This is a genomic window from Mycolicibacterium anyangense (genome assembly GCF_010731855.1).
Taxonomy (GTDB): Bacteria; Actinomycetota; Actinomycetes; order Mycobacteriales; family Mycobacteriaceae; genus Mycobacterium; species Mycobacterium anyangense.
In genome coordinates, this window is the sequence record NZ_AP022620.1 from 1,755,130 (window position 1) to 1,781,558 (window position 26,429).

At 69.9% G+C, this 26,429-nt stretch carries 22 protein-coding genes and 1 tRNA gene; 11 read left to right on the top strand and 12 right to left on the bottom strand.

The genetic code is table 11. The features are described from left to right. Positions 1–19: 19 nt before the first annotated feature. On the bottom strand, positions 20–466 hold the full coding sequence (locus G6N35_RS08290) for a universal stress protein (protein ID WP_163803821.1): 447 nt from the start codon (positions 464–466) through the stop codon (positions 20–22). Between the two features lie 286 nt (positions 467–752). Here G6N35_RS08290 and G6N35_RS08295 point away from each other — a divergent pair, with 286 nt between their 5' ends. After that, positions 753–2,351 (top strand): glycosyltransferase family 39 protein, encoded by a 1,599-nt coding sequence (locus G6N35_RS08295; RefSeq protein ID WP_163803822.1) that lies wholly within the window; start codon positions 753–755, stop codon positions 2,349–2,351. A 26-nt stretch (positions 2,352–2,377) separates the two neighbouring features. Here G6N35_RS08295 and G6N35_RS08300 read toward each other — a convergent pair whose 3' ends face one another. Continuing rightward, positions 2,378–5,536 (bottom strand): hypothetical protein, encoded by a 3,159-nt coding sequence (locus G6N35_RS08300; RefSeq protein ID WP_163803823.1) that lies wholly within the window; start codon positions 5,534–5,536, stop codon positions 2,378–2,380. A gap of 195 nt (positions 5,537–5,731) precedes the next feature. Further along, a tRNA-Cys gene (locus tag G6N35_RS08305) sits at positions 5,732–5,805 on the bottom strand. A gap of 97 nt (positions 5,806–5,902) precedes the next feature. Between G6N35_RS08305 and G6N35_RS08310 the strand changes: the two genes are divergently transcribed. Then, a complete protein-coding gene (locus tag G6N35_RS08310; RefSeq protein ID WP_163803824.1) occupies positions 5,903–6,607 on the top strand; it encodes an MgtC/SapB family protein in 705 nt (234 codons plus the stop codon). Here G6N35_RS08310 and G6N35_RS08315 read toward each other — a convergent pair. Continuing rightward, positions 6,604–8,007 carry an MFS transporter gene (locus tag G6N35_RS08315; protein WP_163803825.1) on the bottom strand — a complete coding sequence of 468 codons (1,404 nt, stop codon included), beginning with the start codon at positions 8,005–8,007 and terminating at the stop codon, positions 6,604–6,606. The genes G6N35_RS08310 and G6N35_RS08315 overlap by 4 nt on opposite strands. Positions 8,008–8,055: 48 nt before the next feature. After that, a complete protein-coding gene (uvrB, locus tag G6N35_RS08320; RefSeq protein ID WP_163803826.1) occupies positions 8,056–10,215 on the bottom strand; it encodes an excinuclease ABC subunit UvrB in 2,160 nt (719 codons plus the stop codon). Between the two features lie 74 nt (positions 10,216–10,289). On the opposite strand from uvrB, the gene G6N35_RS08325 reads away from it, so the two are divergent. Together G6N35_RS08325 and G6N35_RS08330 are read left to right on the top strand one after the other, a co-directional pair. Then, on the top strand, positions 10,290–10,790 hold the full coding sequence (locus G6N35_RS08325; protein WP_163807551.1) for a ribonuclease FAU-1 family protein: 501 nt from the start codon (positions 10,290–10,292) through the stop codon (positions 10,788–10,790). 48 nt (positions 10,791–10,838) lie between these two features. Then, a complete protein-coding gene (locus G6N35_RS08330) occupies positions 10,839–11,357 on the top strand; it encodes a hypothetical protein (protein ID WP_163803827.1) in 519 nt (172 codons plus the stop codon). Between the two features lie 4 nt (positions 11,358–11,361). On the opposite strand, the gene coaE is transcribed toward G6N35_RS08330, so the two are convergent. Both coaE and rpsA read right to left on the bottom strand, forming a co-directional pair. Beyond that, positions 11,362–12,570 (bottom strand): dephospho-CoA kinase, encoded by a 1,209-nt coding sequence (coaE, locus tag G6N35_RS08335; protein WP_163803828.1) that lies wholly within the window; start codon positions 12,568–12,570, stop codon positions 11,362–11,364. 75 nt (positions 12,571–12,645) lie between these two features. Continuing rightward, complete coding sequence (gene rpsA / locus G6N35_RS08340) at positions 12,646–14,094, bottom strand: 30S ribosomal protein S1 (RefSeq protein WP_163803829.1); 1,449 nt, start codon at positions 14,092–14,094, stop codon at positions 12,646–12,648. A gap of 164 nt (positions 14,095–14,258) precedes the next feature. Between rpsA and G6N35_RS08345 the strand changes: the two genes are divergently transcribed. The 5 genes from G6N35_RS08345 (at position 14,259) to G6N35_RS08365 (ending at position 19,670) form a co-directional block, all read left to right on the top strand. After that, positions 14,259–15,425 (top strand): PrsW family intramembrane metalloprotease, encoded by a 1,167-nt coding sequence (locus G6N35_RS08345; RefSeq protein ID WP_163807552.1) that lies wholly within the window; start codon positions 14,259–14,261, stop codon positions 15,423–15,425. A 113-nt stretch (positions 15,426–15,538) separates the two neighbouring features. After that, positions 15,539–16,651, top strand: coding sequence for a precorrin-3B synthase (gene cobG, locus G6N35_RS08350; RefSeq protein ID WP_163803830.1), 1,113 nt, complete (start codon positions 15,539–15,541; stop codon positions 16,649–16,651). A gap of 29 nt (positions 16,652–16,680) precedes the next feature. Next, complete coding sequence (locus G6N35_RS08355) at positions 16,681–17,553, top strand: DMT family transporter (protein WP_246224252.1); 873 nt, start codon at positions 16,681–16,683, stop codon at positions 17,551–17,553. A gap of 9 nt (positions 17,554–17,562) precedes the next feature. Then, positions 17,563–18,189 (top strand): precorrin-8X methylmutase, encoded by a 627-nt coding sequence (locus G6N35_RS08360; protein ID WP_163803831.1) that lies wholly within the window; start codon positions 17,563–17,565, stop codon positions 18,187–18,189. A 14-nt stretch (positions 18,190–18,203) separates the two neighbouring features. Then, positions 18,204–19,670: a precorrin-2 C(20)-methyltransferase gene (locus tag G6N35_RS08365; RefSeq protein WP_407664521.1), complete on the top strand. Its 1,467-nt coding sequence runs from the start codon at positions 18,204–18,206 to the stop codon at positions 19,668–19,670. Here G6N35_RS08365 and G6N35_RS08370 read toward each other — a convergent pair. The 4 genes from G6N35_RS08370 to G6N35_RS08385 are packed head-to-tail and all read right to left on the bottom strand — an operon-like array spanning position 19,658 to position 23,068. After that, entirely contained in the window at positions 19,658–20,389 is a 732-nt protein-coding gene (locus G6N35_RS08370) for a cobalt-precorrin-6A reductase (RefSeq protein ID WP_163803833.1), read from the bottom strand. The two genes, G6N35_RS08365 and G6N35_RS08370, sit on opposite strands and share 13 nt — an antisense overlap. Next, positions 20,389–21,144, bottom strand: coding sequence for a precorrin-4 C(11)-methyltransferase (gene cobM / locus G6N35_RS08375; RefSeq protein WP_163803834.1), 756 nt, complete (start codon positions 21,142–21,144; stop codon positions 20,389–20,391). The genes G6N35_RS08370 and cobM overlap by 1 nt, the downstream gene beginning before the upstream one ends. Further along, positions 21,141–22,322, bottom strand: coding sequence for a precorrin-6y C5,15-methyltransferase (decarboxylating) subunit CbiE (gene cbiE, locus G6N35_RS08380; RefSeq protein ID WP_163803835.1), 1,182 nt, complete (start codon positions 22,320–22,322; stop codon positions 21,141–21,143). The genes cobM and cbiE overlap by 4 nt, the downstream gene beginning before the upstream one ends. Continuing rightward, a complete protein-coding gene (locus tag G6N35_RS08385; RefSeq protein ID WP_163803836.1) occupies positions 22,319–23,068 on the bottom strand; it encodes a decaprenylphospho-beta-D-erythro-pentofuranosid-2-ulose 2-reductase in 750 nt (249 codons plus the stop codon). The genes cbiE and G6N35_RS08385 overlap by 4 nt, the downstream gene beginning before the upstream one ends. Positions 23,069–23,104: 36 nt before the next feature. Here G6N35_RS08385 and G6N35_RS08390 point away from each other — a divergent pair, with 36 nt between their 5' ends. Together G6N35_RS08390 and G6N35_RS08395 are read left to right on the top strand one after the other, a co-directional pair. After that, on the top strand, positions 23,105–23,518 hold the full coding sequence (locus G6N35_RS08390; protein ID WP_163803837.1) for a F420-dependent biliverdin reductase: 414 nt from the start codon (positions 23,105–23,107) through the stop codon (positions 23,516–23,518). 24 nt (positions 23,519–23,542) lie between these two features. Next, positions 23,543–25,303 (top strand): MOSC and FAD-binding oxidoreductase domain-containing protein, encoded by a 1,761-nt coding sequence (locus tag G6N35_RS08395; protein WP_163803838.1) that lies wholly within the window; start codon positions 23,543–23,545, stop codon positions 25,301–25,303. On the opposite strand, the gene G6N35_RS08400 is transcribed toward G6N35_RS08395, so the two are convergent. Then, positions 25,300–26,421, bottom strand: a complete 1,122-nt coding sequence (locus tag G6N35_RS08400; protein WP_163803839.1) for a M24 family metallopeptidase — start codon at positions 26,419–26,421, stop codon at positions 25,300–25,302. The two genes, G6N35_RS08395 and G6N35_RS08400, sit on opposite strands and share 4 nt — an antisense overlap. Positions 26,422–26,429: the final 8 nt, after the last annotated feature.

Genomic DNA, 26,429 nt, shown 5'->3' on the forward strand with positions numbered 1-26,429 from the left:
CGCTGGTACGGGCCAGCACTCAGCCCGTGGTGTGCACGATGAGCACGTCGCTCTTGGACCGGCGCGCCACGTTGGCAGGCACCGAACCCAGCAAACGGCCGGCGATCGTGCTCAGGCCGACGTTGCCGACGACGAGAAGATCGGCGTTGACTTCTTCGGCGAGTTCGACCAGGGCGTCGACCGGCGCCCCGACGACGGCGCGCTCCTCGACGTTGGCCGCACCGGCGGCCTTGGCGCGGTCGCGCGCCTCACGCAGGATCGCGTAGATGGGGGCGTTGCCCGACATCTTGTAGCCCTCGTCCTTCAACAGGTCGGCGGCACGAGTGTCCTCCGAGGCCGGGAAGTAGGCGGTCGCCACGATGACCTTCGAATCGGGGTCTGAGGCGAGCTGACCCGCCCGATCGACTGCACGCAGCGAGGAATCCGAGCCGTCCGTTCCGACGACCACGGTTTTGTAACCGCCCATCCGTACCCTCCAGTCTCCAGTGACAGCGCCATCCGGAACAGTAACGCTTCGGCACCTCCCCAGGGTGCGATTCACCCCACGCGGCACTTTCGCGACATCGTTGAACGCCAGTTTACCGGCGGAAACACATTTCTCATGGATTCGGTGAGTTTTGTGACAGCATGCCGAATTGCAAATCCGGATCGCATGCATTGATTTTTGTCGGCGCCGCCACACCATTGCCCGGATAACCAGTACAGCCCGGAATTCGGCGTATCCGCCTCAGCATGTCGCGCGGCCGCAGTCCATGCAGGCTACGGTTTTGCACACCAACGGACATGGGTACGGGATAACCGGCGTGAGCATTACTTTCCGGCCAGAGCGAGTGACTGGCATTGTCGAGCGGTCGGTGCACCCCGCTCGGCAACTCGATGCGCTCGCAGTCGCGGTCTTCGCGATCGCGGTCAGCGCCGCCGGTGCGGCGCGGCCCTCGTTGTGGTTCGACGAGGCGGCCACGATTTCCGCCGCCACCCGCAGCGTCGGGGAGTTGTGGCGCCTGGTGGGCAACATCGATGCCGTCCATGGCCTCTACTACCTGGCGATGCACGGTTGGTTCGCCCTCTTCCCGGCGACCGAATTCTGGTCGCGGCTGTCCAGTTCCCTCGCGGTCGGGCTCGCCGCGGCCGGCGTGGTGGTGCTGGGCCGTCAACTCTCGACGCGCTCGGTCGCAGTGACGGCGGGGGTCGTCTTCGCGCTACTCCCGCGCGTCACCTGGGCCGGCATCGAAACCCGCTCCTATGCGCTGTGCATGGTGGCCGGTGTGTGGCTGACGGTGTTGTGCATCAACGCGATTCGGCGCGATCGGTTGAGCTGGTGGGCCGGCTATGCGGCACTGGTGGCCGTCGGCGCCCTCCTGAACGTATTCGTGGTACTGATCCTGCCCGTGCACGCCGTGCTGGTGGCAGTGTTCTGCGACGCGCGCGGCGCCCGGATCCGGTGGGCCGTGGCGGCTCTGGTCGCCGCCGCGGCGGTAGCGCCGTTTCTCGCCTTCTCCCAGACCCAGCTGTTCCAGGTCGGCTGGATCTCCGGGGTGGGGTGGCAAACCGTGGGAAAGATCCTGCGCGAACAGTACTTCGACCATTCGTTGACATTCGCGATCCTGAGCGCACTCACGCTGACGGCGGGAATGCTCTGCCGCTCAAGGGCTGTCGCCGTGGCGGGCGAGCAGCCACGCCGGCTTGTCATCACGGCGATCTCCTGGATCGTGCTTCCGACCGCCGCGCTGCTGATCTACTCAGTGGTTCGCCACCCCGTCTATTACCCGCGGTATCTGTCGTTCACGGCTCCCGCGCTGGCCCTACTGCTCGGGTTGTGCATCGTGGTCGTCGGGCGCTCACGCGCCGCAATCACCGCGCTGCTGCTGGCATTCGCGTTCGCCGCCACCCCCAATTACCTTGCCCAGCGCGGGCCCTACGCCAAAGAGGGCATGGACTACAGCCAGGTGGCCGACGTCATCACCCGCCACGCCAATCCCGGTGACTGCCTGGTGATGGACAATTCGACGGCGTGGAAGCCCGGTCCGATCCGGCCATTGATCGCCGCACGGCCCGCGGCCTTCGCCAAGCTGCACGACTATGGCCGCGGACTACCGGCAGTCGCACGAAACAGGTTGTGGGACAGCCATCTCGCGGTGTGGACGTGGGCCGACAAGATGCCCGGCTGTCCGGCGATCTGGACCGTCACCGAGCGCGACCCGACACTGCCCGACCACGAGCAGGGGATCGCGCTCAAGCCCGGCCCGCGGCTGGGCCGGGCCATGGCCTACCAGGTCCCCAGCCGGTTCGGCTTCCACGTGGTGGAGCGTTGGCAGTTCAGCTTCGCGCAGGTGACCAAGTCGACACGGTGAGGACCCCCACCGTGTCAGACCGCCGCTCAGTGGTCGAACCAGCGACCAGCCTTGGGCAGGTCCGCCCCGAGCACCGCGCCGGCGGGGGCGCCCGACGTCGGCGCCGCCTTGCCGGCCGACCACCCGGTGCCGACGCAGAGCAGGTCCCGTGGTGTCGAGATCGTCGTCGGCAGCGGGATTCCGAACCCGGGGATGCCCGGGATGGTGATCTGCGGCGGCGACAACAGCGTCGCCACACCCTGGGCCATGGCGGGCAGGACACCGGCCGGCGGCGTCGGCAGTGATCCCGCCGCGTTCGCGATCGGCGCGGCCGGAATCAGGCTCGGCAGCCCCGGAGTGCTGGCCGCGGCATTGACACCGGGGTTGCCGGGCACGGCGCGCGGCGGCGTCGCCGGGTAGGCATCGATGTTGCCGATCGGGCTGCCCGGCAGTCGCGTCGGCGGCGTCGGCGGGGTCCCCCCGGTACTCACGGCCGGGGTGCCCGGCACCGCGGCGGGCGGCGCAGGCGGCACCACACCGGTGTCGACGACCGGCACACCCGGCACCGCCGCAGGCGGCGTCGGCGGGAGGAGGCCGGTATCGACCACGGGGACACCCGGAACCGCAGCGGGCGGCGTCGGCGGCGTCACACCGGTGTCGACGACCGGCACGCCGGGGACTGCGGCCGGCGGGGTCGGAACGCCGCCACCACCGCCACCACCGGGCAGTCCGGGCACCGCTGCGGGCGGCGTGGGCACACCACCGCCACCACCGCCACCGACACCGGCGGGCAGTGCACCGGGCGGGGTCGGCAGGCCGGCAGCAGCCGAGGCGATCGCTTCGGCGGGAACGCCGGCCGGCGGGCTCACGATGCCCGACGTATCGGCAATCGGGGCTCCGACAGCGCCTTCGGCTGCAGCGGCGGCAGCACCGGCACCCGCGCCCCCTCCACCGCCGGCACCGGCTCCGCCGCCACCGGCGACCGCGCCAGCCGGCAATGCCGAACCCGAGAGTTGACCTGAGGTGTCGGCTAGGGCGGCCGCGGCCGGGCCGGCAGTGCCTGACGCATCGCTGATGGCGCCCGCGGGCACACCGGCGGGCACACCAGCGCCCACCGGAGCGTCGGGCACCGCCACGCCGCCGGGGACACCGCCGCCGCCACCGCCACCGATCGGCCCACCGGGGACCGCAGCCGGCGGGGTCGGTACACCACCGCCACCACCGCCACCCGGCGTACCGGGCACGGCCGCGGGCGGAGTGCCGCCACCTTCGACCACCGGCGCACCCGGCGTACCGGGCACGGCCGCGGGCGGAGTGCCGCCACCTTCGACGACCGGCGCACCGGGCGTACCCGGCACCGCCGCAGGCGGAGTGCCGCCAGTCTGGACCACCGGCGCCCCCGGTGCGCCCGGCACCGCCGCGGGCGGCGTGCCGCCCGTCTCGACGGCGGGGACACCCGGCGTACCAGGGATGTCGACCGGCGGTGTGTTACCGCCCCCGACCACCGGACCGCCCGGGGTACCCGGCACCACCGCGGGCGGCGTCGGAACACCGTCGACCGACGCGGCGGCCGGAACGCCCGGGACCGCGGCGGGCACGCCGGGCAGGCCCTCGGTCGAGATCGTTCCCGGGGTGCCGGGGACCGCGGCCGGCGGGGTGCTGATACCCGGGATGGAGGCCGCGCTGGGCACGCCCGGCAGGGTCACCGGCGGGGTGCCGGGAACTTGTAGCGTTCCGCCACCCACCGTGCCGCCGGGAATCGACAGCGGCGGCGGGGGCAGCGTCGCCGCTGAATTATTCAGCGCTGCACCAGGATTGGCGACAGGCGGGGCCGGCGGGGTTTGCACCGAGGCAGCGGCAGGCGCGGCCGGGGTGTTGACGCCCGGGGCTCCGGGGGTGCTGACATTCACGGGAATCTCCGCTCCGGGGACGTCAACACCCGGGACGGGCGGGGTGTCCACCGCCGCGGCTGCGGGCACACCGGGAACCGCGGCGGGCGGCACCGGCGGGGTGACCGCCGACTCGGGAACCACACCGCCGGGAACACCGGCCGGCGGCGTTCCGGGGAACGGAACCGCTTCGGCGGCAGGAACACCGGGGACGGCGGCAGGCGGGCCGGGGGGAACATCGACTCCCCCGCCGGCAGGTACACCGGGGACACCGGCGGGCGGTCCGGGGGGCACCACGGCGGCTTCCGGAATCGGGGGGCCGGGGACGGCGGCCGGCGGGCCGGGCGGGAGGCCGACGCCGGCGGGCAGTGCGCCGGGCGGTACGGCACCCGGCGGAGCCGGTAGCGCTCCGGCCGCATCGGCGATCGGAGCACCGGGGACGGCGGCCGGTGCCGGCGGGAGCGCCCCGGCCGCATCGGAGATGGCAGCGCCGGGGACACCGGCGGGGATCGCGCCGGCCGCGTCGGCCACCGGGGCACCGGCCGCACCAGCACCGGAGCCGCCGCCGGCGCCTGCTGCACCGAGCTGAGCACCGGCCTCCAGGCCGGCCGAGGCATCGGCGATCGGCGCGCCGGCGCCACCGGCAGCTCCGCCGGGCAGGCCGGCGGCAGCGTCGGCAATGGGAGCGCCGGGAACGCCGGCCGGGGGCAGGCCCGCGCCGACCGGCGGGGCGACAACGCCACCGGGAGGCGTCGGCAGACCACCGACCAGGCCGGCGGGCGGCGTGCCGGGCACCGCGGCGGGCGGTGTCGGAACACCACCGACGACTCCCCCGGGCGGAGTACCCGGAACCGCAGCCGGCGGCGTCGGAACACCACCGACGACTCCACCGGGCGGAGTACCCGGAACCGCAGCCGGCGGCGTCGGAACACCGCCGACAATCCCACCCGGCGGGGTACCCGGAACCGCGGCGGGCGGGGTCGGGACCGAGCGGGAGACACCGGTGCCGGGTGCGCCGGGAACCGATGCGGGCGGTGTGCCGCCGCTGACCGGGGTATGTAGGCCCGGCGTGCCGGGAGCGCTGGCCGGCGGGATCTTGACGGTGCCGGGCACCGTGGCCGGCGGAACCGGACCACCGGCGACCGGCGGGTTGTTGGTGAAGATCGACGACGCCGCGCCGGGAACACCCTGGCTCAGGTCGGGCGGGTTGGCGGCGACCTGCTGGATGATGTTGGCGCACGGGATGCCCGGGGCGATGTCGGCCACCGCGCGTGGGCTGAACAACGGAGCCGTCCAGAAGCACCCAGCAGTCGCCATAGCGGTGACCGCCGCTATGCGAGTGGTGGTTCGAGACATGGTTCCCCCGTTCTTGTGGTGAGGCCTGACGGGAAAACTACAGACGTGTAAGTTCCGCGCGGCGGTGCCTTTCGGGCGGTTACCGAACTGTTGCCAAGCGGTGCCGCGGCAGTTACCCGGGACGGGGAGAGGGTGCCCGAGTCGGGCCGGACTACGTGGAGCGAGTGACGGGATTCGAACCCGTGTAAACGGCTTTGCAGGCCGGTGCCTAGCCACTCAGCCACACCCGCACGTGAAGGTCACGATTCCAGCACGGCACGGCCCGGGCCAGCGTTTCGATCAGGGTGAGTACTAGCCGGGCGGGCTCGCTCGCCTTACCGTGTCGACATGCAGACCTGGCTCGCCGACCCACCCTTGCTCGGCGGCCCCGGGCAGGGCACCCGCCAGATCGTCGAGCTGCTGATCGCCTTCGGCCTCACCGCGCTGATCGGCCTGGAACGTGAGGTGCACGGCAAGGCCGCGGGGCTGCGCACCCAGACCATCGTCGGGACCGCGGCCGCACTGATCCTGATCATCAGCAAGTACGGCTTCGCCGACGTCCTGGTTCCGGGGACCGTGGAGGTCGATCCGTCCCGGGTCGCCGCCCAGATCGTCTCGGGTATCGGGTTCCTGGGGGCGGGTCTGATCATCACCCGACAGGGCGCCGTGCACGGACTCACCACCGCGGCCGCCATCTGGGAGTGCGCCGCCATCGGCATGGCCGCCGGGGCCGGGCTGGTCACGCTCGCGATCGTCGTGACGATCCTGCACTTCGTGATCGTGCTCGGCTTCACCCCGCTGACCCAACGACTCACCGCACGACTGTCCGGGTCGGTCCGTCTGCACATCACCTACGAGCCGAATCGCGGTGTGATCGGCCGGATCCTGGGCGCCTGCGACAAGCACCAGTGGACGTTGTCCGAGCTCAACAACGACCCCGACGGGGGCGTGCTGCTCACCCTCACGGGTGCCCGAATCCGGCACGCCCCCAGCGCCGTTGCCGCGGTCGACGGCGTCACCAGCGTGCGCCGGATGGCCGACAGGGACGATTAAGCGTCCACCCGGCCGCGCCCCGATCGGACGGACGCCACCACTCCCACGGCCGCCACGATGGCGAACGATCCGAACATCCAGCGGCTCGAGCTCACGTCCGGGACGTCGCGCAGGTTCACCACCACACCGGCCAGACCCGCACCGAACGCGCCGCACATCAGCTGAACGGTGCTGATCGCGGCGGCGGCCACCGCCTGCTGCGGCGGGTCGTCGACCACCGAGCCCATCGCCCAGGCCGACAGGTGCGGCCACGCCATTCCGATGCCGGCGCCGGTGAGCGCCAGCGCGGCCGCCCACACCAGTACCAGTTGCGTTGAGGCGTGGTCACTTTGGGTGAGCGCCGCGATGGCAAGGCCCATCGCCATCACCAGCGGGGCCACAGCCACCACCTGCACGGTGCGACGGGCATTGGTGATCGACGCGCTGGCGATCTCACCGACGGTCCAGCCGACCGACAGCGCCGCACCGAGAAAGCCGGCGAAGATCGGAGCCAGTCCACCGAGACGCTGCCCGAACAGCGGTACGTACATATCGACCATCGTGGCTGCCATCAACAGGCCCAGCGTGAGGTAGATCCACTTCAGCGGTCCGGGCGCGAACGCCAGACGCGGCAACACCGCGGCGGTGAGCCGACGATCCACGACGAGGAAGGTGCCCACCAACACCACGCCCACCACCAGCAGACCGGCGATCACCGTGGGATTGCGGGGTATCGCCGCGGCGCTGACAGCCAGTGCCGCCAACCCGAGCAGCAGCAGCGACCAGATCGGGATCCCGGTGCGCGGTTCCTCACTCGGCGCCTCGACACGGGCCGGCAGTGCGATCGGCACCAGCACGCTCATCGCGACCGCCAGCACCGCCAGTGAACCGAATCCGCCACGCCAGAAACCGAATTGGGCGAACAGACCACCCGTCGCCGGTCCGACCAGGGTGCCGATCCCCCACATCGCCGACACCACCGCCGACGCGCGGGTCCACAATCGGTCCGGCAGCGCCGCACTGATGACCGCGTATCCCAGACCGGCCAGCACGCCGCCGGCAAGTCCCTGAGCCACCCGGCCCAGCAGTAACAGCTCCATCGACGGCGCGGCAGCGCACAACACGCTGCCGGCGGCGAAGCTCAACAGCGCGCCGAGGTAGGACGAACGCGGACCGAACCGGGTGAGCAAGGGCCCCACCGTCGTCGCGGCCACCACCGAGGACACCAGGTACACCGTGGTCACCCAGGCGTAGAGCCGCTCGCCGCCGATATCGGCGACGGCACTGGGTAGCAGGCTCATGGTGATGAACTCGTTGATGGCGTAGATCGCCACCCCACCGGCCAGTACGACGGTGGCACCGAGGTGGTTGCCCAGTAGTTCGCGCCAACTCCCCGCAGCCGATGCCGTCTTCCCCGTCATGTGCATCACCGTAGAGGCTCAACCGAGGTTGAGCTCAAGCGCGGCGGCCTATGTGAGCCCGGCGGCGTCCATGCCGCGCAATTCCTTTTTCAGATCGGCGATCTCATCGCGGATGCGGGCCGCCAACTCGAACTGCAGATCCCGGGCTGCCGTCATCATCTGAGCGGTCAGATCCTTGATCAGGTCGGCCAGTTCGGCCCGGGGCATGGTGGAAGTGTCGCGGCCCTCCACGATGCCGGCGCTGACGGCCCGGCCGGGCTCGCCCTGCGCCCGGCGCCCGCGGGAGGAGTTGCGCCCCGACCCGCCGATCTCGACGGCTTCGGTGTCGTCAGCCTCCCGGTACACCTGGTCGAGGATGTCGGCGATCTTCTTGCGCAGCGGCTGCGGGTCGATGCCGTTCGCTTCGTTGTAGGCGATCTGCTTGACGCGCCGACGTTCCGTTTCGTCGATCGCCTCTTTCATCGAGTCGGTGAGTTTGTCGGCGTACATGTGCACTTCGCCGGACACGTTGCGCGCCGCGCGGCCGATGGTCTGGATGAGGCTGCGGGTGGAGCGCAGGAACCCTTCCTTGTCGGCGTCGAGGATGGCGACCAGCGACACCTCGGGCAGATCGAGGCCCTCACGCAGCAGGTTGATGCCGACCAGCACGTCGTACTCGCCGAGGCGCAACTGGCGCAGCAGCTCGACCCGGCGCAGGGTGTCGACCTCGGAGTGCAGATAGCGGACCCGGATGCCGGTCTCGAGCAGGTAGTCCGTGAGGTCCTCGGCCATCTTCTTGGTCAGCGTGGTGACCAGAACGCGTTCGTCGCGCTCGGTGCGGGCCCGGATCTCCCCGATCAGGTCGTCGATCTGGCCCTTGGTCGGCTTGACCACCACCTTCGGATCCAGCAGGCCGGTCGGGCGGATCACCTGCTCGACGAACTCACCACCGGTCTGGGCCAGCTCATAGGGGCCCGGCGTCGCGGACAGGTAGACCGTCTGGCCAATCCGATCGGCGAACTCCTCCCAGGTCAGCGGGCGGTTGTCGACCGCCGAGGGCAGCCGGAAGCCGAACTCCACCAGGTTGCGCTTGCGGGACATGTCACCCTCGTACATGCCGCCGATCTGGGGAACAGTGACGTGCGATTCGTCGATGACCAGCAGGAAGTCATCGGGGAAATAGTCCAGCAGCGTGGCGGGGGCCGAACCGGCAGGCCGGCCGTCGATGTGGCGCGAGTAATTCTCGATCCCCGAGCAGAAGCCGACCTGGCGCATCATCTCGATGTCGTAGTTGGTGCGCATGCGCAGCCGCTGGGCCTCCAGCAGCTTGCCCTGGTTCTCCAGCTCGGCCAGGCGCTCGGCCAGTTCCTGCTCGATGGTCGAGATGGCCTGCGCCATCCGCTCCGGGCCGGCGACGTAGTGGGTCGCCGGGAAGATGCGCAGTGAATCGACCTTGCGGACCACGTCACCGGTCAGCGGGTGCAGGTAGTACAGGGCCTCGATCTCGTCGCCGAAGTACTCGATGCGGACGGCCAGTTCCTCGTAGGACGGGATGATCTCCACCGTGTCGCCGCGCACCCGGAACGAACCGCGGGTGAAGGACATGTCGTTGCGGGTGTACTGGACGTCGACCAGCAGCCGCAGCAGCCCGTCGCGCGGCACCTCCGAACCGACCTGCAGTTCCACCGAGCGGTCCAGGTAGGACTGCGGGGTACCCAGGCCGTAGATGCACGACACCGAGGCCACCACCACGACATCACGCCGGGACAGCAGACTCGAGGTGGCCGAGTGGCGCAGCCGCTCGACGTCGTCGTTGATCGAGCTGTCCTTCTCGATGTAGGTGTCCGTCTGGGCGATGTACGCCTCGGGCTGGTAGTAGTCGTAGTAGCTGACGAAGTACTCAACGGCGTTGTGCGGCAACATCTCCCGCAGCTCATTAGCCAGCTGGGCGGCGAGCGTCTTGTTGGGTGCCATCACCAGGGTGGGCCGCTGCAGTCGCTCGATGAGCCAGGCGGTGGTGGCCGACTTGCCGGTACCGGTGGCACCGAGCAGCACCACATCACGCTCCCCCGCCCTGATCCGGCGTTCCAGCTCCTCGATCGCGGCGGGCTGGTCCCCGGCCGGCTGGTACTCGCTGACCACGTCGAACCGGGCCCCGGTGCGCACCACGTCCTCGACTGCGCGGTACTCCGAATGCGCGAGGACGGGGTGTTCGGTTGCGAAAGCCATGTGTCCAGGTTAGGCGCCCCCACCGACACATTCATTCCCGTCGGTTTCCGTACGCTGTCGCCGTGACCGCCCACCTGCATCCACCCAAACGCGAGACCTTCGATCTGGCGGCACGGACCAACATCGACAACAAGGGCATCGTGCGCGCGGTCGACGAGTACGTCGTGCAACCGTGGGGGCTCTACATGGCCCGTCCGACACCGGGCCGCACTCAATTCCACTACCTGGAGTCCTGGCTGCTGCCGACGTTGGGATTGCGGGCCAACGTCTTCCATTTCAACCCGGGCCACGAGCGCGACCAGGACTATTACCTCGACATCGGCGACATCACGCCAGGCGACGGGCTCTGGTGCAGCGAAGACCACTACCTGGACCTGGTGGTCCGCACCGGTGTCAGCACCGACCTGATCGACGTGGACGAACTGTTCGGCGCGCACCGGGACGGACTGGTGAGCACCGCGGTCGCGGAATCCGCCGTCCTCCGGGCGAGTACGGCCATCGCGGGACTGGCGAGGTTCGACCACGACCTGAACGCCTGGCTGGCAGCCCTCGGCATCGTGGTGAGCTGGCGCTGACGGGCAACGTTTCGGCAGCCGCGTCCAAAACGAGTAGTCTCGCTAGACATGAGCCTCACCAAGCGCCGATGCGTGGCCACAGCGCTGAGCGCGGTGGTTGTCGCGGGGTCTCAGTTAAGCGTGAGCGCGGCCAAGGCCGACCCCGGCCAGCCGACTCCGACGGACCCCCCGGCGCCCACCGGCGAGGTACTGCACAACGTGACCTACCGAGCCCGCGCCGACGGCACGTCCCGCGGCGCAGTCGTCGCGTACAAGATCGACGACAGCAACGTCAACAGCGACCAGCCGACGTTGCTGCCCGGTATCACCTTCGAGGTGAACACGGTCCTGAAGGATCCGAAGAAAGCCGGGATGGAGATCTCCATCCAGTGGCCGTACGGGTCGAACCTGCACTGCGAGATCCTGGTGGACGACCAGACGGTGGCCGAGGCCGACCAGTTCATCGCACCGCGGCTGTTCCGGGTGAAGGACGATCCGCTCTACGGGACGCTGCAGTGCGGCGCCCCGCTGGACACGCCCAACCCCACCCAACCGGCACCCGCGAACACCGCGACGCCGGCCACCTGAGATCTCAGGGCCGCCAACCGGTGGTGTCGGCCCACTCCCACGCACGCCGGTAGGCGTCGAGGAACCACGGTTCCTTGGCCTCGACGTAGCCAGCCATGTCGTGGTGCCGGGCCGCGGATCGCTTGACCGCCAGGTAGTCCGCCTGCACACCGGGGTTGGCACTGAGCCAGTCGACGAACAGCAACGCAAACTGCTGACCGGGCCAGCCATCCACCCGGATGTGGATGTTCGTCGGCCGGCCGGGATCTCCGGATGCATGAAATCGCTTGTGCCACAGGGAATCGTCGTCAGTGTGGTCGAATGGCGCGGCCGTGCTGCGGGCGTCCGCCTTGGGCACATCCGAGGTGATCCCCTCGACGCGGGGGTACCCGGCGCGCAGCAGGTCGCCGGCGAGTTCACCGGCCACCTCCGGGGCGGCCACCGTCACCTGGATGTCGATGACATCCTTGGCGTCCATTCCGGGCACCGCCGTCGAGCCGATGTGGTCGATCCGCACGGCGCGATGCCCGCAGGTGGTGTTGAGCCGGGCCAGGATCCGACGGGCCTGATCGGCCCATGTCGGATCGGCCTCGACCAGTTCCGGCTTGCCGTGCACCGGGGTGCCGGCCCCGAGGTTGTGCGCGAACGGCAGGATGCGCTGGTACCAGAGGTCGCGGGCCTTCTCGACGAGCTCACCGGGACTACCGGCGTTGTCCAGCCAGACGTCGGCGACCAGCCTTCGCTGCTCTTCGGTGGCCTGAGCAGCGATGCGGGCCCGCGCGTCGGCCTCGGTGAAGCCGCGATGCTCGATCAGCCGCTGCACGCGCACCTCGGGATCGGCGTTGACGATGACCACCAGCGGGAACATCGGCGCCATCTGGGACTCGACCAGCAGCGGGATATCCTCGACGATCACGGCATCCTCGCCCGCGGCGGCGATCAGCTCGGAGCGACGGTGCGCCACCAGGGGATGGACGATGCCGTTCAGCGTCTGCCGCTTGTCCTCGTCGCTGAAGGCGATCGCGGCCAGGGCCGGCCGGTCCAGGGCGCCGTCAGGACGCAGGATCTGCGCGCCGAAGGCATCGACGAGCTTGGACAGCCCCTCGGTCCCCGGCTCGACGACCTCGCGGGAGATCACGTCACCGTCGACGACGATCCCGCCACAGTCGGAGAATGCGGCGGACACCGTCGACTTGCCGGCGCCGATTCCGCCGGTCAGTCCAATACGTAGCACCGGAACAGTCTTTCAGGCAGCCGAGACGACGAACGCCCCGGCTCGGATGAGCCGGGGCGTTCGGTCGTGAATTACTTAGGCGTTGCCCGCGAGCTTCTCGCGCAGGGCCGCGAGCTGGGCGTCGCTGGCCAGCGAACCGCCAGCCGGCTCACCCGAGCTCGACGACGAGGACGAGCCGCTGCCGGCAGGACGCTCGGCAGCTTCGGCCTCGGCCTTGGCGAACTTCTCCATCTGCGCGGTGTGCATCTTGTGGCGCTGCTCGGCCTCGGCGTAGCGGGCCTCCCACTCGGTGCGCTGCTTGTCGAAGCCTTCGAGCCATTCGTTGGTCTCGGCGTCGAAGCCCTCGGGGAAGATGTAGTTGCCCTGCTCGTCGTAGCTGTCGGCCATGCCGTACTTCGAGGGGTCGAACTCCTCGGTGTAGTCCTCGTTGGCCTGCTTGAGGCTCAGCGAGATACGGCGACGCTCCAGGTCGATGTCGATCACCTTGACCATGGCGTCGTCGCCCACCGCGACGACCTGATCCGGCACCTCGACGTGGCGCTCGGCCAGCTCGGAGATGTGGACCAGACCCTCGATGCCCTCCTCGACGCGGACGAACGCACCGAACGGCACCAGCTTGGTGACCTTGCCCGGGACGATCTGTCCGATCGCGTGGGTACGGGCGAAGTGGCGCCACGGGTCTTCCTGGGTGGCCTTCAGCGACAGCGACACGCGCTCGCGGTCCATGTCGACGTCGAGCACCTCGACGGTGACCTCGTCGCCCACCTGAACCACCTCGGACGGGTGATCGATGTGCTTCCAGGACAGCTCGGAGACGTGCACCAGGCCGTCGACCCCACCGAGGTCGACGAACGCGCCGAAGTTGACGATCGAGGACACAACACCCTTGCGGATAGCGCCCTTCTGGAGCTGGTTGAGGAACTCGCTGCGGACCTCGGACTGGGTCTGCTCGAGCCAGGCACGACGGCTCAGAACCACGTTGTTGCGGTTCTTGTCGAGCTCGATGATCTTGGCCTCGATCTCCTTGCCGATGTAGGGCTGCAGATCCCGGACCCGACGCATCTCGACCAGGGAGGCGGGCAGGAAGCCACGCAGGCCGATGTCGAGGATCAGGCCGCCCTTGACGACCTCGATGACGGTGCCCTTGACGGCCTCGTCCTTCTCCTTGAGCTCCTCGATCGTGCCCCACGCGCGCTCGTACTGGGCGCGCTTCTTGGACAGGATCAGGCGGCCTTCCTTGTCCTCCTTGGTGAGGACGAGCGCTTCCACCTTGTCGCCGACGGACACAACCTCATTGGGGTCGACGTCGTGCTTGATGGACAGTTCGCGGGAAGGGATGACACCTTCGGTCTTGTAACCGATGTCGAGCAGAACCTCGTCCCGGTCGACCTTGACGATCGTCCCGTCGACGATGTCGCCATCGTTGAAGTATTTGATGGTTTTGTCGATGGCGGCGAGGAAGTCCTCAGCCGAGCCGATGTCGTTGACGGCTACTTGCGGCGAGGTCACGGTGGGACTTGGCATATTGTTGGGTTGCTCCGGACAGGGTCGATCGTAGGGACAGTTTTGGTGGTGTACCGGCACAGTGCCCCCGAGAAGCCCTTGGGAAGGCCACCGGGAACGCACACAGGTACTGTCCGAGACTACTCGACTAGGCACACGCTGGACAAACTCGGGTCCGCGCGGGCCTGAGCGGCGACTACTCTCCACTCGTGTCTTACGCCACGTTGTCACCGCTGCCCCGGCCGATCCGCAAGGTCGGAGCGCCCCTGGCCGCGATCATCGCCTGCGGTACCGTCGCGGCCCTGATCCTGATCCTGTTGACCGCGGTGAACCCGGTCGGCACCACGATCGGTTTCGGTCTCTCGACACTGGCCATGGTCGTGGTGCTGCTGTGTTACCTGTGGCTGGATCGCTGGGAGCCCGAACCGCCCCGGCTGCTGATCTTCGCGTTCCTGTGGGGCGCTTCGGTGGCGATCGTGGTGTCGGTGGTCCTCGAACTGCTCGTCGAGTCGGTGGTCAATTCCGGCCATTCGGAGACGAGTTTCTTCACAGTGGCCGTCGCCGCACCGGTGATCGAAGAGGCCGCCAAGGGACTGTTCCTGCTGCTGATGCTGACCGGGGTGCGGCGCAATGAGCTCAACTCGCTGACCGACTGCCTGGTCTACGCGGGCGTGACCGCGGTGGGGTTCGCCTGGATCGAGGACATCTTCTACATCGCCAACAGCGAGACCCTGGCCAGCTCACTGGTGACTGCGGCGATGCGGCTGATCATGGCACCGTTCGCCCATCCGCTGTTCACCACGTTCACCGGCATCGGCGTGTATTTCGCTCTGCAACAACGTCATACGTGGGGCAAGGTCGGCTGCATCGCGCTGGGCTTCGTCGGCGCGGTCGTCATGCACGCGCTGTGGAACGGTTCGGCGCTGGTGAGCCCGGGCGCCTACTTCGGCCTGTATCTGGTGTGGATGATGCCGGTGTTCTTCCTGGCCATCGTGCTGGCGGTCCGCAGCCGCAAGCGCGAGCAGGCGGTGGTGGCGCAGAAGCTGCCCGGCATGGTGGCGGCCGGGCTGGTCACCCCGGCCGAGACGGCCTGGCTGGGGTCGATCAAGGCCCGCAAACAGGTGGTCTCGGCGGCACGCGGGTTCGGCGGGAAACCGGCAGCCAGTGGGGTCAAGAATTTCGCCCACCAGGTCATCGAGCTGGCGTTCGTGCGCGATCGCATCGATCGCGGGTTCGGCGATCCCCGGGTGTTCGCGCTGCAGCAGCAGGAGGTCGACGGGGTCGTCGCCGCGCGGGCGGCCGCCGGACCCGCACTGCACTGGCTGAACGGCTATCAGCTGCCCCGCCCCTGAGCCGTGGCCGATTCGGCCGCGGGGGCGAGCGTGCGCACAGTCCTCGCCGCCGCGGCGTGTCGCCGTACCGACACGCTCTCTCGCGGTGGCGATGGCGGCCTTACCGTAGAGCAATGACCAGAACGCGTGACGACGACGCGTGCCCGGGCGCCCTGCAGGTGCACCAGGCCGCCGACGGCGCGTTGGCCCGGCTGCGGATCCCCGGCGGCATGATCACCGCTACCCAACTGGACGCCCTGGCCGAGGCGGCCACCGAATACGGCAACGGCACCATCGAGCTGACCGCCCGCGGCAATCTGCAGCTGCGCGGGGTCACCGATGCCGATGCGGTCGCCGACGCGGCGGCCGCTGCCGGGCTGCTGCCCTCCCCGAGCCATGAGCGGGTGCGCAACATCGTGGCGTCCCCGCTGTCCGGACGGCACGGCGGACGGGCCGACGTGCGGCCGTGGGTCGGCGAACTCGACCGCGGCATCCAAGCCGACCCCGATCTGGTCCGGCTGCCCGGGCGCTTCATGTTCAGCCTCGATGACGGATCCGCGGACGTGTCCGGGCTGCGGGCCGATGTGGGGGCCCACGTGCTGGACGACGGGGTGGCGCTGCTGCTCGCCGGACGGGACACCGGCGTGCGGCTGCCGCCCGACGAGGTGGTCGACACGTTGCTCGAGGTCGCCCGACGCTTCGTCGCGGTGCGCGCGACCGCCTGGCGGGTGACCGAATTGCCCGACAGCACAGCTCTTCTCGCCGGCTTCGAAGTGCAACAGCCCGCCGGTGACGGCTATCCCCCGACGGTGCGGCCACCGGTGGGCTGGATCGTCCAGGACGACGGCCGGGTCGCGTTGGGAGCCGGTGTGCCGCTCGGCGTGCTGACAGCGCGTCACGCGCAGTTCCTCGCCGCCATCGCAGCTCCGGTGGTCATCACACCGTGGCGGTCGGTGTTGGTGTGCGACCTCGACGAGCCGGTGGCCGACACCTCCCTGCGGGTGCTGGCGCCGATGGGGCTGGTCTTCGACGAGACATCGCGGTGGCTGGACATCAGCGCGTGCGTCGGCAGCCCGGGATGTGAGAAGTCACGGGCCGATGTCCGTGCGGAGGCCACCAGGGCGGTGGACGATCCGACGGTGCAGGGCCACGTCCATTACGTGGGCTGCGAAAGGGCCTGTGGCAGTCCACTGTCGGGCCTGGTGATGGTGGCCGACGGCCAAGGATTCTCTGCACTGCGACGTTAGCCGCGGCCACGAGGGGGTAGCAGCCCGTCGTGCCGGATCCCCGAGTCGGGTTGGCCGTCGGCGCGTTGTGCATCTCGATGTCGGCGGTGCTGTTGAACCTCGCGAATACCAGCTCCGCGACCGCGACGGTCGGTCGTTGCGTGCTTGCCCTACCGATCATGGCCATTCTCGCCGTTCGCGAGAAACGCACGCGCGAAAGACTTTCCGGCCCGGCGATGCTGTCCGCACTCGCCTGCGGGTTGCTGTTCGCCGGCGACATGCTGTGGTGGACACAGGCGATCTTCGAGATCGGCGCCGGCCTGTCCACCGTGTTGGTGAACACCCAGGTGGTGATCGTGCCGCTGCTGGCCTGGTTGATCGACGGCGAAAAGGTACGGCGGCGCTTCCTGCTGGCCCTTCCCGTCGTGATCGCGGGCGTCGTGCTGACCGGCGGCGTCGCCGACCACGGGCTGCACGGTCAGGTGTTCGCCGGCACGCTGCACGGCCTGGCTGCCGCGCTGTGCTATTCCGGGTTCCTCTTCCTGTTGAGGCGCGGCGGCAAGGCCGGCCAGCCCGTCCAGACCTACGCGGTGGTGCTGGTGACCGCCGCGGCCGTCGCTGCCGGGCTCGCACCGTGGTGGGGCGGGCTGGACATCGCGCCGGGGTGGGCGAGCCTGGGGTGGCTGCTGCTCGTGACGCTCACCGGACAGCTGCTCGGCTGGCTCCTGGTGGCCCGCCTGTCGGGCAAGGTCGCCAGTGAGACCAGCTCCGTGCTGCTGTTGCTGACCCCGGTCGGAGCGCTGGCGCTGGGAATGCTGCTACTCGGCGAACGACCTGCGCTGCTTCAGCTGGTGGGCTGCGGGTTGGTGATCGCGGGAGCCTACGTCGTGGTCGCAGACAGCGGCGGAAAGGCCGGATCGTAGGCTGATCGGATGCTCGACTACACCCGCGACGCAGCCGAGATCTATCGGCAGTCGTTCGCGACGATCCGCGCCGAGGCCGACCTGGCCCCGTTTCCCGAGGACGTCGCGCGGGTGGTGGTCCGGCTGATTCACACCTGCGGGCAGGTCGACCTGACCGAGCACGTCTCGTTCACACCGGGGGTCGTCGCCGCCACTCACGCCGCACTCGCCGCCGGGGCGCCCATCCTGTGCGACTCGTCGATGGTGGCCGCTGGAATCACCGCCGCCCGGCTGCCCGCCCGCAACGAGGTCGTGTCGCTGGTCGCCGACCCGCGCGCGCCCGAACTGGCCGAGCAACGCGGGACGACGCGCTCGGCGGCGGGAGTCGAACTGTGGGCCGACCGTCTCGGCGGTGCGGTGCTGGCCATCGGGAATGCGCCGACGGCACTGTTCCGGTTGTTGGAGTTGATCGACGAGGGTGTGCCGGCACCGGTGTCGGTGCTGGGCGGCCCGGTCGGGTTCGTCGGTTCGGCCCAATCCAAGGACGAACTCGTCGAGCGTCCGCGCGGGATGGACTACCTGGTGGTCCGGGGCCGACGCGGCGGCAGCGCGATGGCCGCCGCCGCAGTGAATGCGATTGCGACCGAACGCGAATGAGCCACAGGGAGAGCATGAGCGGAACGCTCTACGGTGTCGGGCTGGGTCCTGGCGACCCCGAGTTGGTGACCGTGAAGGCCGCCCGGATCATCGGCGAAGCCGATGTGGTGGCCTACCACAGCGCTCGCCACGGCCGCAGTATCGCGCGCCGTATCGCCGAACCGTATCTGCGTGCCGGACAGCTCGAGGAGCACCTGGTCTACCCGGTCACCACCGAGACCACCGACCACCCGGGTGGCTACGCCGGCGCGATGGAGGACTTCTACCGGGAGGCCGCCGACCGGATCGCCGCGCATCTGGCCGCCGGCCGCGACGTCGCCCTGCTGGCCGAGGGTGATCCGCTGTTCTACAGCTCCTACATGCACATGCATACCCGGCTCACCGCACGCTTCGATGCGGTGATCGTTCCGGGGGTCACGTCGGTCAGTGCCGCCTCGGCGGCCATCGCCACCCCGCTGGTGACCGGTGAGGAAGTGCTGTCAGTGCTTCCCGGCACCATGCCGGTGCGCGAACTCGCCCGCCGGCTGGCCGATGCCGACGCCGCCGTGGTGATGAAGCTGGGACGGACGTACCCGCAAGTGCGCGAAGCACTTTCGATGGCGGGACGACTGGACGAGGCATTCTATGTCGAGCGCGCCAGCACCGATGCGCAGCGGGTGCTGCCGGCCGGCGAGGTCGACGTGGACACGGTGCCCTACTTCTCGATCGCGGTCGTCCCCGGCGGGCGTCGGGCCGCACCTACCGCGGGGAGCGTCGTGGTGGTGGGCCTGGGCCCGGGCGATGTGGACTGGATGACCCCACAGAGCCGCCACGAGCTGGACTCCGCGACCGATCTGATCGGTTATGGGCCGTATCTGGATCGGATCCCGTTGCGCAGTGGCCAGATTCGGCACCCCAGCGACAACACCGACGAGCCGGCCCGGGCCCGGCTGGCCTGTGAACTCGCCGAGCAGGGCCGTGCAGTCGCGGTGGTGTCCTCCGGTGACCCCGGCGTGTTCGCGATGGCCACCGCGGTGCTCGAGGAGGCCAAGCAGTGGCCCGACGTGCCGGTGCGCGTCATCCCGGCGATGACGGCGGCGCAGGCGGTGGCCAGCCGGGTCGGCGCCCCGCTGGGCCATGACTACGCGGTGATCTCACTGTCCGACCGGCTCAAGCCGTGGGAGGTCATTTCCGCGCGGCTGTCGGCGGCGGCCGCCGCCGATATGGTGCTCGCGATCTACAACCCGGCGTCCAAGAGCCGCACCTGGCAGGTCGCCGCGATGCGCGAGCTGCTGCTGGAGCACCGCGACCCCGGTACCCCGGTGGTGATCGGCCGCGATGTGGCCGGCCCCCAGGAGACGGTCAAGGTGGTGCGCCTGGCCGACCTGGATCAGGCTGACGTGGACATGCGCTGCCTGCTCATCATCGGTTCGTCGCAGACCCAGTGGTACACCGCAGCCACCGGCGACACCGTATTCACCCCGCGTCGCTACCCGACCTGAAGCCCCGCAACCCAGTCCACGGCCTCCTGCACGGTGCTCACCGTGGTCACCCCGGCGGGCAGTGGTGGCCGGTCGATCATCACCACCGCCACACCCAGGTCCGCGGCGGCTGCGAGCTTGGCGCTGGTCAGCTCTCCCCCGCTGTTCTTGGTCACCAGCACGTCGATGGCCCTGTCCCGCAACAGCGCATACTCATCGTCATAGCCGTACGGCCCGCGGGAGAGCAGCAGCTCGTGGTGCACCGGCAGCACATCGGAATCCGGCGCTGTCACCACCCGGATGAGGAACCAGGCGTCGCTGCCGGCGAAGGGTGCGACACCGGATCGGCCGTTGGTCAGAAAGACCCGCGAGAAGCCCTGCTGGGCAACGGCTTCAGCGGCCTCGACATCGGACCCGACCACCCTCGCCGCGCCGGGATCCCAGGCCGGTCGGGCCAGGACCAGGTGCGGCAACCCCAGGTGCCCGCATACTTGTGCTGCGTGGGCGGTCATGGTGGCCGCGAAGGGATGGGTGGCGTCGACGACCGCGCCGATGCCGTTGTCACGCAGCCAGCGAGCCAGTCCGTCGACGCCACCGAACCCACCGATACGCACCGGCCCGACCGGCAGCGCCGGATCGGGTACCCGGCCGGCCAGTGAGCTGACGATGTCGATGCCTGGGTGCAGCCGAGCCGCCAGTGCCCGAGCTTCCCCGGTGCCGCCGAGCAGCAGGAGCCGCATCAGTGGCTGCTGCCCCGGGTGCGTCCCGAGGAGTACAGGTAGCTGTCCGTGAAGCCTTCGGCGCCGAGCACCTCGCCGATGATGATCAACGCGGTGCGGGTGACCGACGCGGCATGCATCTGGGCGGCGATGCCGGCGAGGGTGCCGCGCAACACCACCTCCTGCGGCCAGCTGGCGAAGGCGACGACGGCCACCGGCGTGTCCGGCCGATGGCCGCCGTCCAGAAGTTCGGCGACGATCGCGTCGATGCGGTGTGCGGCGAGATGGATCACCAAGGTGCCACCCGAGCGGGACAGGGTGGTCAGGTCTTCGCCCTCGGGCATGGCGGTCGACAGGGTCGCCACCCTGGTCAGGGTGATGGTCTGCGCGACGCCGGGCACCGTCAGTTCACGGCCCAGGATGGCGGCGGCCGCCGCGAAAGCGGGTACGCCCGGGACGATCTCGTAGCCGATCCCCAGAGCGTCGAGCCGGCGGCACTGCTCGGCGACGGCACTGTAGAGGGACGGGTCACCGGAGTGCAGCCGGGCGACGTCGTGGCCGGCGGTGTCGGCGGCCTCGATCTCGGCGATGATCTGGTCGAGGGTCAGCGGCCCGGTATCGACGACCCTGGCCTGCGGCGGACACAGTGCCAGCAGGTCGTCGGGCATGATCGAGCCGGCGTACAGGCAGACCGGGCAGCGCTGCAGCAGCCGCTGGCCGCGCACGGTGATCAGATCGGCCGCGCCCGGTCCGGCGCCGATGAAGTAGACCGTCACAGCGTCCTCACCGCCCACTGGGTGATCGGCATCGCCGGGCGCCACCCGGTGAAGCCGCCGAGCGGTTCGCCGCGGTAGTGCTGGAACCGGCGCAGCTCACCGCCGAGGCGTGAATGCCATTCCAGCACAAGGGCTTCAGATTCCGCAGTGACGGCGTTGGCGACCAGTCGTCCACCCGGCCGCAGCCGGTCCAGACATGCGGCGAGCAGGCCGGGGCTGGTCAGCCCGCCACCGACGAACACGGCGTCGGGTTGCGGTGCGCCATCGAGACTCTCCGGTGCGGCGCCGCGGATCTCGATCTCGGCACCGAAGGCGGTGGCGTTGACGGCGATCCGGTCGCGCCGCTCCTGGTGGCTTTCGAAGGCCACCGCCCGGCATCCCGGCGCGCTGCGGCACCACTCCACCGCGATACTGCCGGATCCGGCGCCGACGTCCCACAGGAGTTCACCCGGGCGCGGAGCCAGCACGGCCAGCGTGACGGCCCGGATGGTCTGTTTGGTGAGCTGCCCGTCGTGTGCCAGCACGTCGTCGGGCAGCACCTGGGCGATGCGCTCGTCGGGCAGGTAACGCACCGCGATGACGTTGAGATCGTCGACGTCACCGGGCGGCACCGCCGCCCAGGCGTCGGCCGCTGCGCTACGGATCCGCTCACCCGGGCCCCCCAGCTGCTCCAGAACGGTGAATTCAGAAGTGCCCCGACCGGTTTCGACCAGCAGAGTCGCCAGCTCGGCGGGTGTGGCAGCACCCCGGGACAGCACCAGCGCCCGGCCGCCGCGCCGGACGGCGGTATGCACCGGCGCGGTGACCAGGCTGATGACCTCGGTGTCCTGGGCAGCCCAGCCGAGCCGGGCGCAGGCCAGCGTCACCGACGAGATGTGGGGCAGTACCCGCACCCGGCCGGTGCCGTGGCGCCGGATCAGCGAGGTCCCGATACCGTGCAGCAACGGATCACCGCTGGCGACCACATGGATGTCGCCGTCCGGGTGGTCGTCGAGCAGACGCGCCAGAGCCGGAGCCATCGGCGACGGCCAGCAGTGCCGCGGGGCGACAACGGTCTCGTCGAGCAGATCGAGTTGACGTTGTGAGCCGTAAATGACAGTCGCACTGCGCAATTCGGCAGCCGACGCCGCCGTCAGCCCGGCCATGCCGTCCGCGCCGATGCCCACCACCACGATCATCGGGGCAACCTCCGCCACACCGCTTGCGGCAGCAGTTTCATCCCGAAGAACATCGGCCGCAACGCCCACGGCACCCAGACCGTGCGCCGACCTGCCGCCAGCGCCCGCGCCGTGGCGTCGGCCACCTGGGCGGGTGTGCTCGACAGCGGTGCCGGATCCATCCCCTCGGTCATCCGGCCGATCACGAAGCCCGGCCGCACGATCAGCAACCGGACCCCGCTGCCGTGCAGTGCGTCGGCCAGCCCGCAGGCGAAGCCGTCCAGACCGGCCTTCGCCGAGCCATAGACGTAGTTGGCGCGCCGCACCCGCACACCCGCCACCGAGGAGAACACCACCAGCGCACCGCGACCAGCCGACCGCATACCGGCGGCGAGGTGGGTCAGCAGGCTGATCTGGGCGACGTAGTCGGTGTGCACGATCGCCACGGCGTGCTCGGCGTCGGTCTCGGCCCTGGTCTGGTCGCCCAGAATGCCGAAGGCCAGCACCGCGGTGCCCAGCGGGCCGTGCTCGGCGATCAGCCTGGCGACCAGCGGTCCGTGGGAGGCGAGGTCGTCGGCATCGAACTCGACGGTGTGCACGGCGGCGGCCCCCGCCTCGCGGACGGTGGCGGCCTCGGCGTCGAGCCGGTCGGCACCGCGGGCCGCCAGCACCACCGAGGCCCCGGGCGCCAGTCGGACGGCGAGCTGCACACCGATTTCGCTGCGGCCGCCGAAGATCACCACCGGACCGGCTCCCGTGTCACTCACGGGTGTCGATTATTCACTGCGCTAGCGTGGAGGTTGATGGCGAACTCTACGACGCGGCTGACCAGCGATGCGCTGGCATTTCTGACCGAGCGCCACCTCGCGATGCTCACGACACTGCGTGCCGACAACTCGCCGCATGTGGTGGCCGTCGGATTCACCTTCGACCCGATCACCCACATCGCCCGGGTGATCACCAGTGACGGCTCGCAGAAGGCAGTGAACGCCGAGCGGTCCGGAGTGGGCGTGCTCTCCCAGGTCGACGGGGCGCGCTGGCTGTCGCTGGAGGGGCAGGCCAGTGTGAACCGCGACCCGGGCGCGGTCCGCGAGGCCGAACTGCGCTATGCGCAGCGCTACCGCACCCCGCGGGTCAACCCGCGACGCGTGGTGATCGAGGTGCACGTCACCCGGGTGCTCGGCTCGTCGAGCTTGCTGGATCGCCCCAAGGACTGAACCGCACGCAGGTAGGCTCGCACCGTGGCCCACCTCGTGGCCGTCAACGTCGGACTCCCCCGCGATGTTGCCTGGAATGACCACACGGTTCACACCGGGGCGTGGAAATCGACGGTCCAGGGCCCGCGGATGGTCCGCCGCCTCAACGTCGACGGGGACGGACAGGGCGACCTCGCCGGCCATGGCGGCGAGCAGCGCGCGGTCCTGGTCTACCAAGTGGACTCCTACCGGCACTGGGCGCAGTTCCTGGGCCGAGACGACCTGACCTACGGGCACTTCGGCGAGAACTTCACCGTCGATGGTCTTCCCGACGACGACGTGTGCATCGGCGATCGCTACCGCATCGGGGAGGCCGTCTTCGAGGTGACCCAGCCGCGGGTCACCTGTTACCGCGTCGGGCTGCGTCTGGGCGAACCACGCATGGCCGCGCTGCTGGTGGCCCACCGACGGCCGGGCTTCTACCTGCGTGTCATCACCGAGGCGGACGTCGAGGCCGGCCAAGAGATCATCAAGGTCGGCAGCGGTCCGGAACGCGTGAGCGTTGCCGAGCTGGACGCCTTGTTGTACCTGCCGGGCCACTCCCGGGCCACGCTGAACCGTGCGCTGCGGATTCCGGCGCTGAGCCCCGGATGGCAGACGTCACTGCGGGCAATGGCCGAAGAATCCGACGGCAGCGCAACGGGAAACGTCGGCCTCACCGGGACATCCGCGCCTGCGCCGGCCTGGTCAGGATTCCGGTCGTTGACGATCACCGAGGTGCATCAGGAAAGCCGCGATGTCCGGTCTGTGACGCTGGGAGCCGGCGACGGAGCGCGGCTGCCGGGATGGCGCGCCGGACAATCGATCACGGTGAGACTTCGGCCGGATGGCCAGAGCACTCCGGTGGTGCGCACCTACTCACTGTCCAATTCTCCCGGTTCGGACCGATACCGGATCAGTGTCAAGCGCGAACCATACGGTGTGGCAAGCGGTTTCATCGCCACGGCGGTCGGTGTCGGCGACGAGGTCGAGACGGCCGCCCCACGCGGAACCTTCGTCCTGCGCGACGGTGCGGGCCCGGTCGTGCTCGTCAGCGCCGGCGTCGGGGCGACGCCGGTGCTCTCGATGCTGCACCAGATCGCCGCCCAGCAACCTGAGCGGCCGGTGTGGTGGGTGCACGGATCCCGCGACGGCGCCCAGCACCCGTTCGCCGCCGAAACCCGAGAACTACTGAACCGGCTTCCCGGTGCCCATCGGCACACTGCCTACAGCAGGCCGGGACCGGAAGACCGACCGGCAGTCGACTTCGACGTGGCGGGGCGACTGTCGGCCACGATGCTGGATCAGCTCGGCCTGCCGTCGGACGCCGATGCCTACGTGTGCGGACCCGCCGATTTCATGACCGCCATGCGGCGTGCTCTGGTGGACTGCGGGCTGGAGCCCAGCCGGATCAGATCCGAGACGTTCGGCGCCGGTGCAGCGCTCAACCCCGGTGTGGTGGTCCGCCCGGAAGTAGCCGTCCCCCACCAACCGGCCGGCGTGCCCGGGACGGGACCGCTGGTGTCGTTTGCGCGCAGCGGGATCACCGCGCGCTGGGGCGAGGACTACCCGTCGATGCTGGACTTCGCCGAGGCGTGTGAGGTGCCCACCCGATGGGCGTGCCGCACCGGCGTATGCCATACCTGCGAGACGCCACTGCTGGCCGGGGCGGTGCGCTACGACCCGGAACCGCTGGATTCCCCGGCCGCCGGCACTGCGCTGATCTGCTGCGCACAGCCGACCCAGGACGTCGTGCTCGACCTCTAGGGTCCCACCACCACGAGGTCGTGCGGCTGACCGTTCACCGACAGCGCGCCGTCGGCGGTGACGATGACGATGTCCTCGATGCGCGCGCCCCAATGGCCCGGGAAGTAGATGCCCGGCTCCACCGAGAACGCCATCCCCTCGGCCAGCGGCAGGTCGTTGCCCGCGACGATGTAGGGCTCCTCGTGCACCGACAGCCCGATGCCGTGCCCGGTGCGGTGCACGAAATACTCGGCCAGCCCCGCCTGTTCCAGCACGTCGCGGGCGGCTGCGTCGACCTCCTGCGCGGTCACCCCCGGCCGCACCGCGGCCACCCCGGCGGCCTGTGCCTGCTGCAGCAGGGCGTACTGCTCGGCGATCTGCGCGCTCGGCTCCCCGATGCTGTAGGTCCGGGTGCAGTCGGAGTTGTAGCCCGGCTCCACCGGGCCGCCGATGTCGACGACGACGATGTCGCCGTCCTGCAACACCCGATCGGAGCATTCATGGTGCGGGTCGGCGCCGTTGGGCCCGGAGCCGACGATGATGAACGCCACTTCCGAATGCCCTTCGGCGACAATGGCTTCGGCAATATCGGCGGCAACGTCAGCCTCGGTGCGACCGGGTTTGAGGAACTCCGGCACCCGGGCGTGCACCCGGTCGATCGCGGCACCGGCGGTGCGCAGCGCGTCGATCTCGGCGGGATCCTTGTGCATCCGCAGCTCCCGCAGCACATCGGTGGCCAGCACCGGCACCGCGCCCAACCGCTGGGCCAGCGGCAGCAGGTGCAGCGCGGGCATCGAGTCGGTGACCGCGGCGCGGGCGTGTCCGCCGAGGGCGTCGGCCACCAGGTCGTAGGGATTCTCGCCATCCACCCAGTCCTGCACCGTCAGACCGAGATCGGCGGCGGCAGACTCCTTGAGTGAGGCCAGCTCCAATCGGGGCAGCACCACGATCGGCGTACCCGCGGCCGGGACCACCAGCGCAGTCAGGCGTTCGAAGGTCTGTGCCCGGGAGCCGAGCAGGTAGCGCAGGTCATACCCCGGTGTGACGACCAGGCCGGCCAGACCCGCCCCGGATGCCGCGGCGGCGGCGGCCTCGAGCCTGCGGGCATACACCTCGGACGGAAAACGGCTGGCGCTCATACCGGCAA

Bases quoted from the DNA above. Each gene is read 5' to 3' on its own strand.
- cobG (WP_163803830.1), top strand. From the start codon at position 15,539: ATGACCAGAACGCGTGACGACGACGCGTGCCCGGGCGCCCTGCAGGTG.
- G6N35_RS08310 (WP_163803824.1), top strand. From the start codon at position 5,903: ATGCAGACCTGGCTCGCCGACCCACCCTTGCTCGGCGGCCCCGGGCAG.
- G6N35_RS08295 (WP_163803822.1), top strand. From the start codon at position 753: ATGCAGGCTACGGTTTTGCACACCAACGGACATGGGTACGGGATAACC.
- uvrB (WP_163803826.1), bottom strand. From the start codon at position 10,215: ATGGCTTTCGCAACCGAACACCCCGTCCTCGCGCATTCGGAGTACCGC.
- G6N35_RS08290 (WP_163803821.1), bottom strand. From the start codon at position 466: ATGGGCGGTTACAAAACCGTGGTCGTCGGAACGGACGGCTCGGATTCC.
- G6N35_RS08390 (WP_163803837.1), top strand. From the start codon at position 23,105: ATGGCGAACTCTACGACGCGGCTGACCAGCGATGCGCTGGCATTTCTG.
- rpsA (WP_163803829.1), bottom strand. From the start codon at position 14,094: ATGCCAAGTCCCACCGTGACCTCGCCGCAAGTAGCCGTCAACGACATC.
- G6N35_RS08365 (WP_407664521.1), top strand. From the start codon at position 18,204: ATGAGCGGAACGCTCTACGGTGTCGGGCTGGGTCCTGGCGACCCCGAG.
- G6N35_RS08300 (WP_163803823.1), bottom strand. From the start codon at position 5,536: ATGGCGACTGCTGGGTGCTTCTGGACGGCTCCGTTGTTCAGCCCACGC.
- cbiE (WP_163803835.1), bottom strand. From the start codon at position 22,322: ATGATCGTGGTGGTGGGCATCGGCGCGGACGGCATGGCCGGGCTGACG.
- G6N35_RS08370 (WP_163803833.1), bottom strand. From the start codon at position 20,389: ATGCGGCTCCTGCTGCTCGGCGGCACCGGGGAAGCTCGGGCACTGGCG.
- G6N35_RS08400 (WP_163803839.1), bottom strand. From the start codon at position 26,421: ATGAGCGCCAGCCGTTTTCCGTCCGAGGTGTATGCCCGCAGGCTCGAG.
- G6N35_RS08315 (WP_163803825.1), bottom strand. From the start codon at position 8,007: ATGACGGGGAAGACGGCATCGGCTGCGGGGAGTTGGCGCGAACTACTG.
- G6N35_RS08330 (WP_163803827.1), top strand. From the start codon at position 10,839: ATGAGCCTCACCAAGCGCCGATGCGTGGCCACAGCGCTGAGCGCGGTG.
- G6N35_RS08360 (WP_163803831.1), top strand. From the start codon at position 17,563: ATGCTCGACTACACCCGCGACGCAGCCGAGATCTATCGGCAGTCGTTC.